This is a genomic window from Clostridium sp. DFI.5.61, assembly GCF_024462915.1.
Taxonomy (GTDB): domain Bacteria; phylum Bacillota; class Clostridia; order Oscillospirales; family Oscillospiraceae; genus Lawsonibacter; species Lawsonibacter asaccharolyticus.
The window spans coordinates 15,747-27,094 of record NZ_JANGBZ010000041.1 but is presented as its reverse complement, the minus strand read 5'-3'; the positions used below and the strand labels follow the sequence as shown (position 1 = coordinate 27,094).

The following is an 11,348-nucleotide window of genomic DNA, read 5'->3' as shown; positions in this document are numbered from 1 at the left end:
TAATCGGCGAACAGCCGAACCCTTGGGACCGAATTCAGCCCCAGGATGTGACGAGATGCCTTTGAGAGGACTGGGAAAAGGAGGTAGCCCCGCGGTGGAGAAGAATTGAAGATGTTCCAAAAAAGTGTGGATTGACGCTTTGTTCACATCTGAATAAGATAGGTGATACATGGCGCTCCTTTTTGAGAAATAGGACAAAGGGGGTGGCTCAGCAGAGAAAGTGGAGAGAGGAGCGGAAGGGGCGCCGGAGAAATGAAACAAGAGGAGGGCATCCAACGTGAGAGCGATGACAAAACGGATCTTATCTTTGGCGCTGACGCTGGCCATGGTGCTGTCGCTGTGCCTGACGGTCCAGGCAAAGGGCTCTGTGACCGTCACTTTGGACGGACGGGCCCTGGAGCTGACCGCTCCTGCCTATGTGGACGGGAACGGCAGGACCCAGGTGCCGGTGACCATCGGCCCCCAGCTGGGGCTGACCTACCAGCAGAAGGAGGGTGAGGTCACCTTTGTAAAGGGGGAGGCCAGCCTGACCTTCCGGGATGGGGAGAAGCAGGCCGGCAGTATGACCATGGACACCGCCGCCGATCTGTCCGGCAGCGTAGGCTATGTGCCCCTGGCCTACCTGGCCCGGGCTTTCGGCTTCCAGCTGATTTGGAACAGCGGGACCCGGACAGTGGCCCTGACCACGCCGGTGGAGGGCTTCCAGGCCCGGGACCTGGCGGAGATCGAGGCCCCGGCCCACGATTACAGCGAGAGCAACCAGCTGCCTCTGACCGGATACTTCAAGGCATCCCTCACCGGTGAGTTTGCCGGCCGTGAGGTGCGCTACTACATCCCCGACACAGCGGTGATCCGCCCCTATTACCACTTTATCGCCGTGCCCGACGGGGTGAACGCGGACCAGTTCCTGGTGGACAGCGGCTGGAAGCAGGTGGCGGATGAGACCGGCGAGTGTCTGTTCGTCCTGCTGCCTGATCAGACCACCTATATGTGGGGAGATGTGGAGCAGGAGAAGGACTATATTGCCGCCGCCAAGGCATATCACTCCGGCAATGGCGCCTATTTCACCACCTTCGGTGAGTTCTATCTGGTGGGCTATGGAGCCGGCGCAGCCCCCCTGGAGGCCTGGGCTGCGGAGAACCCCCATCTGATCATCAGCCAGGCCTATCTCAACGGGACGACGTATGGCCTGGAGAACCTCCGGGCGGCCGGAGAGGAGTCCTACGGATGGAAGCACATGACCGACGGGGATATCCGGGACCGGGACGGCGACGGCATCAACGAGCGGGTGGATGAGAACGGCAACCAGAAGATCCTGTATCAGATGGCGGACCGGCTGGATCAGATCCTGAACCCGGACAAGGGGAGCGAAGCAGGCCTTCTGACCAAGGGTGATATGCCCCTTCCCACCTGGCTGGTCAACGCGGAGTCCGACGACAGCCTGACCTACTGGAAGCAGGTCAACCGGGCGGACAGCGCAGACGCCAGCGTGACAGCACTGGGAAGCGTTCCGGTGAGCGGGCAGGTATACAGCCAGAAGGAGGACACCTGGGCCACCGAGTATGCGGGCCGGATCTCCAAGGTGGTGGATCTGGAGACCGCCGCAGACACGGTCTCTTATGACTTCACCCGTGCTCTGCGGGACGAGATGACCGACTACACCCGGTATGACAACTCCATCTCCTACGGCAACGGCCTGACCTACCGGCTGGATTATACCGACATCCAGGTGGAGCGCTTCTCCTCCCGGGACAAGCGGGCGGTGGGGACCGTCAGCGGCCCGGATCTGAACGGGAACGAGGTGGAGGCTGAGATCACCATCCAGGCCCTGACCCTGGACGACGGCTATGTGACAGACGTGCTGCTCTATGTGCCGGAGACAGCGGGGACGAAGGACATCCCCGTGGTGGTGGTATGGCACGGCGGCTCTCAGACCGGGCACCTGTTCATGGATTCCACTGCCTGGTGGCAGACCGCCGCGGCGGAGGGCTTTGCCCTGGCGCTGCCTACCCGTACCAACCACAACCAGGGTACATCCTCCGACTATGACCTGCCCATCTTCGACAAGGTGGTCCAGTATTTGAAGAACGACGGCCGCTTCGATATGGGCCGGATCTATACCACCGGCCAGTCCATGGGCTCTGTGGCCACCATCGCGCTGGCGGAGAACCGGGCCTCCCAGCTGGCCGCGGTGATCTCCAGCAATGCCGGCGGGCCCAGCCGTCTCTCCGGCGGCGACGCCATCCCCGCCGGACTGGTGGTGGGCGAAGGAAACTACGCCGACCGGGGCATCCCCGGCTATACGGCCGACACCAGTTATCCCGAGGACGACACCAGCGTGCTGGTGCGCTCCACTGAGGCTGCCGCCGCGGGCGCCGACATCTACTGGGACGCGGCCAAGAACCTGAAGGGCGCGACCAATCACAACATGAACGACTGGATCGCCTATTTCACCGATGCCAACGGCCTGGGCGAGGACAGCCTGAGCGATGTGATCGTGTACAGCGGCGGAAACGCCCTCAACGGCGGCCACGATGATGCCCAGGGCAGCCTGAGCGATTGGGAGAGCAACAACGCCCGCTACCGTACCTGGAAGTGGTACAATGAGGATGACATCCCCGTGATGACCTACATCTTCTCTCTGTACGAGGCCCACAACTGCATCCCCGGTTTCCGGCCGCTGATGTGGGACTTCCTGGAGCATTACAGCGTGGAGACCGCCGCCGACGGCACGGTGACCCGCTATTACAGTGCCTCCGGGTTTGAACAGGACGACGCGGTCGTGATCCAGTGACCGGCAGATGACCTCCGGGGCGGAGCCAAAGGCTCCGCCCCAAATTTTGTCCCGGAAGCCCGGCATACAGATGAAAAGCGGCAGAGACTACAAAAAGTGGGGACAGGTCAAAAAAATGGAGATTGACGGTTTGGAGACTGGTTATTAAACTGGACATATCCAAGGGGCATTTTTTGGGAGATCTTACAAGGAAGGAGAGACCCGGAAATGCCATGGAAAGGAAAAGAGGAGGTTATCGATTGTGCGAGCAGTGACAAAACGCATCCTGGCTCTGGTACTGACCCTGGCAATGATCCTGTCGTTAGGGCTGACCGTACAGGCAGTGGGCAGCCCTGTGTCCATTGAACTAAACGGGACGGCCATGGAGCTGACAGCCCCGGCGTATATCGACGGACAGAACCGGACCCAGGTGCCGGTGACCATCGGCCCCCAGCTGGGGCTGACCTATCAGCAGAAGGAGGGGGAGGTCACCTTTGTAAAGGGGGAGGCCAGCCTGACCTTCCGGGATGGGGAGAAGCAGGCCGGCGACATGACTATGGATACCGCTGCCGACCTGTCCGGCAGCGTGGGTTATGTCCCCTTGGTATATCTGGCCCGGTTTTTTGGGATCCAGGTGGCTTGGGACGGAGCCAGCAGGACGGTCTCTCTGACCGGCAGTGCCGGCCTGACTGTGGCAGACATCAGCAGTATTCAGGCTTATACGGATATGACCTTTTATGGTCAAGGACTGGTTTCGGTGGAGATCACCTACCGTCCAGGAGTGGATGTGAGCGGTGTGACAGCGCAATCCTACATCCTGGAGGATCGGGGGACCCTGTCCCCGGACTTTGGGCGGATCGAGATCGCGGGTGTGTCCGTTCAGGGACAGACTGTGACCCTGAGTATTGCGGAAAACACTGGAGCCACTTCCAATAATAAGATGATCTATACCGGAGATCAGAAGGAGGGCTCCCGGGAACGCAACGCCTTTGGCATTTACTGTACCGGGGCTTGGTACCGGGATGTAAATGGTGTCATTTACTACGGTAAGGAGGACACCGCAGAGTATAGGGCCAACACCACCGGAATGGGCTACCAGGCCCGGCCCTGCCTGGAGCTGAGGCTGCGCCACACCGGCGAGGCAGAGAGCGCTTCCGCCTGCCTGGCCAATGAAAAGGGTCAGTATAACGCCGGCGGTCTGTGGAAGCAGACCATTGACACCAATTTTGGCGAAGGCGGCTTCCAGACCTTTGAGGAGCTGGGCATTCAGGTGGAATCCACTGCAAAGAACGCCAAGGATGTGGTCCCGGACCAGTATGTCCGCGGCTACCTCTATGTCCCGGAGGATTACACCGGTGATGAGGAAGTCCCTCTGGTGGTCACCATCTCGGGCAATGGTACCTCCTTCTGGATCCTGGAAGACGGCACCAATAATTTTGGTACCAACATCATGTATGATGCGGCCACCACCTCCTGGATCGGAAAGGGCGCCATTGTGGTGGGGATCCATGACCGCTCGATTATGGGCGGCAACGGCGAGGACTATGACTATCTCCTGGACGATGTGAATGTGATCAAGTATCTCCTGGAGCACTACAACATCGACCGGGACCGCATTATCATCCATGGCAATTCCCGCAGCACCATGGCGGCCAGCACTATCATCCAGGCACTGGCCGGACAGCCCTACTCCGCCGGACAGGATGCGGCCGACTGGGGTGACCGTCCCCGTACCAAGACCCTGGATAAATCGGTATATGACTTCGAGATCGGCGTGTTCCTGTGCAACAACGGCCTGTATGGCGGGCAGGGGCTCTGGACCTACGAGGACCGCCTGGCGGTGGCAAAGACCGGTCTGCGGGCATGGATCTTTGACGCGGAGCAGGACTTCAACAACATTGATTATGTGGAGGAACAGATCAAGGCGTTCAAAGAGGCTGGGTACAGCGACCAGTGGATCGCGGAGAACCTGCGTCTCACCTGCTTCCCCTCTGAACTGTTCTACTACTGGGGTGAGAGCGACCACTCCACCACCCGGATCAATTATTGGTACTTTGGAGACGGTGAGATCTATTACGGCTCTGACTGTCATATTGATGAGAATGGGCAGCTGGTGTATGACAGTAAGGTGATGCCGGGCGGAACTTACACCGTTGAGGCCCGGGGAGCCAGCCGCTCCGGTACTAAGGCGGGTCATGCATACACCGTGTATGGGGAAAACTTCCAGGAGTGGGCGCTGGAAACAACATGACCGATCCCACCTATGCACTGAAGTCCGTGGGGACTCTACGGCAGCGCTATACCCGCCGGCTACTCTGAGAAATGAATGGCTGACGATCTGCAGGTCTCCTTCTACAAGGACTACAAGTTCGCCGAGTGGGGCGTGAACAATCACTCCTGTATCTCAGTGAGTGGGCTTTGACCAGAGGAGTGTAAGATTTATTTGCTTTCTCTCTTGCTCTGCGGAGCGTCTCCTTAGCGATATGGGGCAGTCCCTCTGGGGTCTGCCCCATATCGTATTTTGACCAAGGGGAAGGGGAGAAGAAAAAATGTTTATCTTTCAAAAAAATGTGGATTGACGTTTTGGATATTCAAAATTAAAATAAAACTAAATAGAGCGTCTTTTTTGACGAAAATGACAAAGGAGGGGCGCAAAGCAGAGGGAAGAGAGGAAATGCAGAAAAGAGCTCTATCCAATCAGGAGATCCTGAAAAGAGGAGGTCATCGATTTATGCGAACCATAACGAAACGGCTCCTGTCTCTGGTGCTGACGCTGGCCATGTTGCTCTCCCTGGGCCTGACCGTCCAGGCTGTCAACACGGCGGTAACGGTCACGCTGAACGGGACGGCACTGGAGCTGGAAGCGCCCGCCTATATCGACGGGCAGGACCGGACCCAGGTCCCCGTGAGCATCGGCCCCCAGCTGGGGCTGACCTATCAGCAGAAGGAAGGGGAGGTCACCTTTGTAAAGGGAGAGGCCAGCCTGACTTTCCGGGACGGGTCCAAGGAAGCTGGCGGCATGACTATGGACACCGCCGCCGATCTGTCCGGTGAGGTGGGCTATGTGCCCCTGGCCTATCTGGCTCAGTTTTTCGGACTGAGTCTGACCTGGAACGGCGCTGCCCGCACCGCTGCGCTCTCCACCGGCTCCGACCTGACTGTGGCGGACATCCAGAGCATTCAGGCCTATACCGACGAGACCATGTACGGCACCGGTGTGGTGGAGGTGCAGGTCACCTATAAGCCGGGTGTCAATGTCAGCGGCGTCACCGCCGACAGCTACATCCTGGAGGACCGGGGCTCCCTGTCCCCCGACTACGGTCGGATCAAGATCGCTGGTGTCTCTGTCCAGGGCCAGACTGTGACCTTGACGATTGACGACGGCTCTGCAGCCACCGCCAACAACAAGCTGGTCTACACTGGGGATCAGAAGGAAGGCCCCCGTGAGCGCAACGTGTTCGGCATCTATGCCACCGGCGCCTGGTACCGCGATGTGAACGGCGTCATCTACTACGGCAAGGAAGATTCCGGCGAGTACAAGGCCAACACCACCGGCATGGGTTACCAGAGCCGCGCGTGCCTGGAGCTGAAGCTGCGCCACGCCGGCGAGGCTGAGAGCGCCGCCGCCTGCCTGGCCAACGGTAAGGGCCAGTATAACGCCGGCGGGCTGTGGAAGGAGACGGTGGACCGCCAGTTCGGCGCTGGTAAGTTCCAGTCCTTTGAGGATCTGGGCATCCGGATTCCCTCTACCGCCGCGGCAGCTACTGACGGCACCCAGGACGCCTATGTCCGGGGCTACGCCTATATCCCCGCCAACTATGATCCCGCCAACGGCATCGTGTTCACCCTGCAGGGACAGGGCATCTCCTACTGGAAGCTGCCCGACGGCACCGATGACGATGGCACCGGCATCATGTATGATTCCGCCACCACCTCCTGGGCCAACAAGGGTGCCATCGTGGTCAACATCCACGACCGCTCCAGCGCAGGCCCCGGCGAGTATTTCGATATCTATGATTTCGTGGTGGACGATGTCAATGTGATGCAGTATTTCATCGACACCTATGGTGTGACCGGCAACATCGTACTCCAGGGCAACTCCAGAGGCACCATGGCCTCCGCCTTGGTCATTAAGGCTCTGGCTGGACAGGCTTACAACCCCCAGAACCAGAAGAAGGATGCCGGACTGGAGGAGACCAGCACTCTGCCCGAGGGCAAGTATGACTTCACCATTGACGCCTATATCTGCCAGAATGGTACCTTCGGGTACAGCTACGATGAGGAGGACTGGGCCGCCATCGCTGCTACCGGCCTGAAGGTTTGGGCCTTCGACGGAGAGCAGGACTCCAACAACGTGGAGAGCATCGCTCAGTACACCCAGATCATGACCGAACTTAAGGGGGCCGACTGGGCTAAGGAGAACATTCGTCTTACCGGTTACCCCTCTGAGATCTATGCCTACTGGGGTGAGAGCGACCACTCCACCACCCGTATCAACGGCTGGTACTTTGATGATGCCGCTTTCTATGGCCCCGACTTGGAAATCGTGGACGGCCAGATCGTCTACAATACCAAGCTGAGCGACGGGGATACTTATACCCTGGACTGCCGGGGCAGCGCTGCCGGCAGCAGCAAGCAGGGCTATAAGTATACCGTGTACGACGAACTGTATCAGGAGTGGGCTCTGGACAAGAAAGGCGCCTCCGTCACTGCCGGAGCTCCCGCCGCTGACCAGATCACCTCTATCCAGGCCACAGCCGTGGCTAACTTCTATGGCTACAAGGTGGGTACAGTGGACATCACCTACGCCGCGGGTACTGACCTGACCGGCGTCACCGCCGACAGCTACACCCTGTATGACCGGGGCTTCAATAATCCGGAGTTCGGCGAGGTGGAGATCACCGGCGCCTCTGTGGATGGGAACGTGGTCACCCTGACCGTCGATCAGGGGACGGATAAGGTCACCGACCGCAGCCGTGAGACTTACGGTACCCTGTGCACCAGCTCCAGCTGGTATGTGGACTCAGAGGGCAACGTCCACTACGGCGATACCCAGACCACCGACGCCCTGGGCATCACCATCTACCCCAACACCATTAAAAAGGGCCTGCAGTGGAGAGAGAATATGGACCTGGTGCTGTGCGTCAACAGCGACGACATCACCACCGGTATCCGCTCCACTGACGGCGCTGGCACTATGCTCGCCGATACCGTCTGGGAGCCCACCATCCTGGCCGATGACCTGGACAAGGTGGAGCTGGAGATGGTGGATGTAGGCTGGAAAGCTGCAGACTACACTATGCTGGGCGATCAGGGCGAGGTCCCCGTCCATGTTATCTACCCCGACAACTATGACCCCAACCGGGCGGAGCCCTACCCCGTCATCGACTATCAGTGCGGCGGCGGCGTCTGCTACTGGGAGGTCACCGACGGCAGCACCACCCCGGCCAACAACCTGGGCTGCAACGTGGTCTATGACGTGATGATGACCGAGTGGCACCGCCAGATGCCTGACGCCATCATTATGAGTGTCAACGTCCACTCCTCCACAGTAGAGAATTCTGCCAAGGAGATCGCCGGCGTGCTGGATTACGCCATCGAGAACTGGAACGCGGACAAGGACCGCATCATCCTGGTGGGCAACTCCCAGGGCACCCTGATCTCCTCTGACGTGATCCGCCAGCGCCCCGATCTGGTGGCGGGCTATGTGGAGTGCAACGGCAACCTGGGCGGCATGGCGTCCGCTGATACGGTGGACGGCACCCTGGCAAACAGCAGCCTGGGGAGCTGGACCGAGGAAGAGGTCCAGGCCATGATCGACAACGAGGTGTCCGTGTGGATGTTCAATGGCGAGACCGATGGTGACAACCCCGCTGCCCAGCAGGACGTGATCGAGATCGTGAAGGACCTGTACCGGGAAGCCGGGAAGAGCGAGTCCTGGATCGAGGAGCATGTCCGGGCCTCCGGGCTCCAGTCCTGGAAGTTCAAGGATTGGGGCGAGACCGACCACTCCGTTACCAAGGTGGTGGCTTGGTACTATTTGGGCCAGCCCTACATGGATGTGGAGAAGGGCACCTCTCTGAAGGCCGGCGAGACCTACCAGTATTCCGGTAAGGAGGAGAGCTACGAGAAGTATCAGTACACCATGGACTATGTGTACACGGTGTACCCGGAGAGCGTGGCCCAGTGGGCGAAGGACGTTTTCGCCTCTGTGTAAGCGCAGATAGAGCCGGTCCCGCAGGCCGGCGGAAGGAAGAGCATTACTTTGCTTCCTCTCTCACGCTCTGCGGAGCGTCTCCCTAAAAGAGCGCCGGGCAGACCCGTAAGGGCCTGCCCGGCGCTCTTTTAGGGAAAGGGACCGTTTTTTCTGCCCCGTCATAGGATAGGGAAAGAAATGGGGGCGGTTTGGCATGAAAAGGGAAAAACAGATGGGGGAGGCCCCAGCGGTCCTGTGGCGGGAGGAGAAAAAGACCCTGACTCTGTGCGGGGAGCCGGTGCTGGAGGAGACCCTGGCCTGGCCGGAGTTTGAGGGGAAGGGGCGGGCAGTGCGCCGCATGACGGGCTACTACCGGCGCCTAGTCCGGTCCTGCCGCCTGCGCTGGGAGCGGGAGACCTACTGCCTGGCCTGCCTGCGGCTGGCCGCCTGCCGGGAGGAGTCCCGGGTCTTCCGGCCCTGGCAGGCAGGGCTGACGGGAGAGGTAGCCATGGAGGGGGCGGACCTGCTGAGCATCCGGATGGAGCTGCGGGAGGTGCGGGGAGACGGGAGGCCCCTCCTGTCCTGTTCCGGGGTGACCTGGGACTGGAAAGCGGGCGCGCCGGTTCCGCTGGGTATGCTGCTGCCGGAGCGGAGCCGCCGGCGGCAGCTGCTGGAGGGGATCAGGCAGGCAGGGGAGGGGGAGCTCCGGAGTGGGAGCTGTCTCCTGGACCCGGATTGGAAGGAGATGGCGAGGCGGGACTTTCGGGCCAGCCGCTTCTGCCTGCGCCCGGAGGGCATCGAGCTCTTTTATCCCCAGTGTTCTCTGGCCCCGGCGGTAGAGGGGGTGCTCTCCTTCCGGGTGCCCCTGGCGGGGGCTGCGTGGACGGCGGGGGAAGGGACAGCCTCAGAGACATAAAGCTGGGGCATGGCCGCATACCTCTTATTTGAGGTGATGGTCATGCTGCTCTCCCGTCTGAATGACGTCGTCTGGTCCCCCTGGCTGCTGGGGCTGTTCCTGGCAGCGGGGCTGTATTACTCCCTGCGGACCGGCTTTTTCCAGATCTTCCGCATACCCCTGTGGCTCCGCACCACCTTCGGAGCCATGCTGCGCCGGCGGGGGCGGGGGAATGGGCGGGGTATCTCCCAGTTCCAGGCCCTGGCCACCGCCCTGGCTTCCACCATCGGTACAGGCAGCATCGCCGGGGTGGCTACCGCCATCTGGTTCGGCGGGCCGGGGGCGGTGTTCTGGATGTGGGTCTCCGCCCTGCTGGGCATGATGACAGGGTGCGCGGAGAAGCTGCTCTCCGTGCGCTACCGCCGCGCCGGCCCCGCAGGGTGGCTGGGAGGGCCCATGTACTACATCCTGGACGGCCTGAAAAGCCCGCTGCTGGCGGGCTGGTTTGCCCTGGCATGCCTGCCGGCCACCCTGACCGGGGGAGACATGGTCCAGTCCAGCTCCATTGCCGCCGCCCTCCAGGCCACCTTCGGATGGGACCGGCTGGCGGTGGGGGCGGCCGTCGCGGTCCTGACGGGGCTGGTGATGGTGGGGGGGATCGGACGCATCGCCCGGGTGAGCAGCGGTCTGGTCCCGGCGATGGCGCTGCTCTATCTGGGGGGCGGGGCGGCGGTGCTGGCTGCCCGGGCCGACCAGATCCCGGAGGCGATGGCACTGATCTTCTGCTCGGCGCTCCGACCGGAGGCCGCAGTAGGGGGCGGAATGGGATACACCCTGGCTGCCGCTCTGCGGTACGGGGTGGCCCGGGGGGTGTTCACCAATGAGGCGGGGCTGGGGACTTCCGCCATGGCCCACGCCGCGGCAGAGGTGGACTGTCCAGCCCGGCAGGGGATGTGGGGGATCGTGGAGGTGTGCGTCTCCACCCTGCTGGTATGCACCGCCACCGCCCTAGTCATCCTGGTCAGCGGGGTGTACGGCCCGGCGGACGCCCTGGTCCGGGGGGCGTTGGGGGCAGTGCCTCCTGACCGGCTGGGGGCGCCGCTGACGGCGGCGGCCTTCTCCTCCGTGCTGGGGCCCTGGGGTGGGGCGGTGGTCTCCCTGAGCCTGCTCCTCTTTGCGTTCTCATCCATCCTGGGATGGAGCTGGTACGGGGAGCAGAGCATCCTCTACCTGACCGGGTCCAGGCGGCTGGTCCCCGCATACCGGCTGGTGTTCCTGTCCTGTGTGGTGCTGGGGAGCGTGTGGGAGGGGGAGGCAGTGTGGGAGCTGGTGGACCTGTGCAACGCGCTGATGGCCATCCCCAATCTGACGGCCCTCCTGCTCCTCTCCCCCCAGGTGCTGCGGGAGCTGCGGGACTGGGAGCGGACCGGAGGATAAAAGACAGGGGCCGCGGAAGTTTCCGCGGCCCCTGTCAAGGGGGAAGA

Annotated in this window: 5 protein-coding genes; all 5 read left to right on the top strand. The window is 61.5% G+C overall.

Annotated elements, in window-relative coordinates; all coding sequences use genetic code 11:
• Positions 1-286: 286 nt before the first annotated feature.
• The 5 genes from NE584_RS14700 (at position 287) to NE584_RS14680 (ending at position 11,301) form a co-directional block, all read left to right on the top strand.
• Positions 287-2,794 carry a stalk domain-containing protein gene (locus NE584_RS14700; protein ID WP_256183113.1) on the top strand — a complete coding sequence of 836 codons (2,508 nt, stop codon included), beginning with the start codon at positions 287-289 and terminating at the stop codon, positions 2,792-2,794.
• Between the two features lie 241 nt (positions 2,795-3,035).
• The gene (locus NE584_RS14695) at positions 3,036-5,024 is read left to right on the top strand and encodes a stalk domain-containing protein (protein WP_256183112.1); all 1,989 of its coding nucleotides are present in this window, start codon (positions 3,036-3,038) and stop codon (positions 5,022-5,024) included.
• Between the two features lie 480 nt (positions 5,025-5,504).
• Positions 5,505-8,990, top strand: coding sequence for a hypothetical protein (locus NE584_RS14690; protein ID WP_256183111.1), 3,486 nt, complete (start codon positions 5,505-5,507; stop codon positions 8,988-8,990).
• A 193-nt stretch (positions 8,991-9,183) separates the two neighbouring features.
• The gene (locus NE584_RS14685; RefSeq protein ID WP_256183110.1) at positions 9,184-9,885 is read left to right on the top strand and encodes a hypothetical protein; all 702 of its coding nucleotides are present in this window, start codon (positions 9,184-9,186) and stop codon (positions 9,883-9,885) included.
• Between the two features lie 9 nt (positions 9,886-9,894).
• Complete coding sequence (locus tag NE584_RS14680; RefSeq protein WP_256183109.1) at positions 9,895-11,301, top strand: amino acid carrier protein; 1,407 nt, start codon at positions 9,895-9,897, stop codon at positions 11,299-11,301.
• The last annotated feature ends 47 nt before the right edge of the window (positions 11,302-11,348 follow it).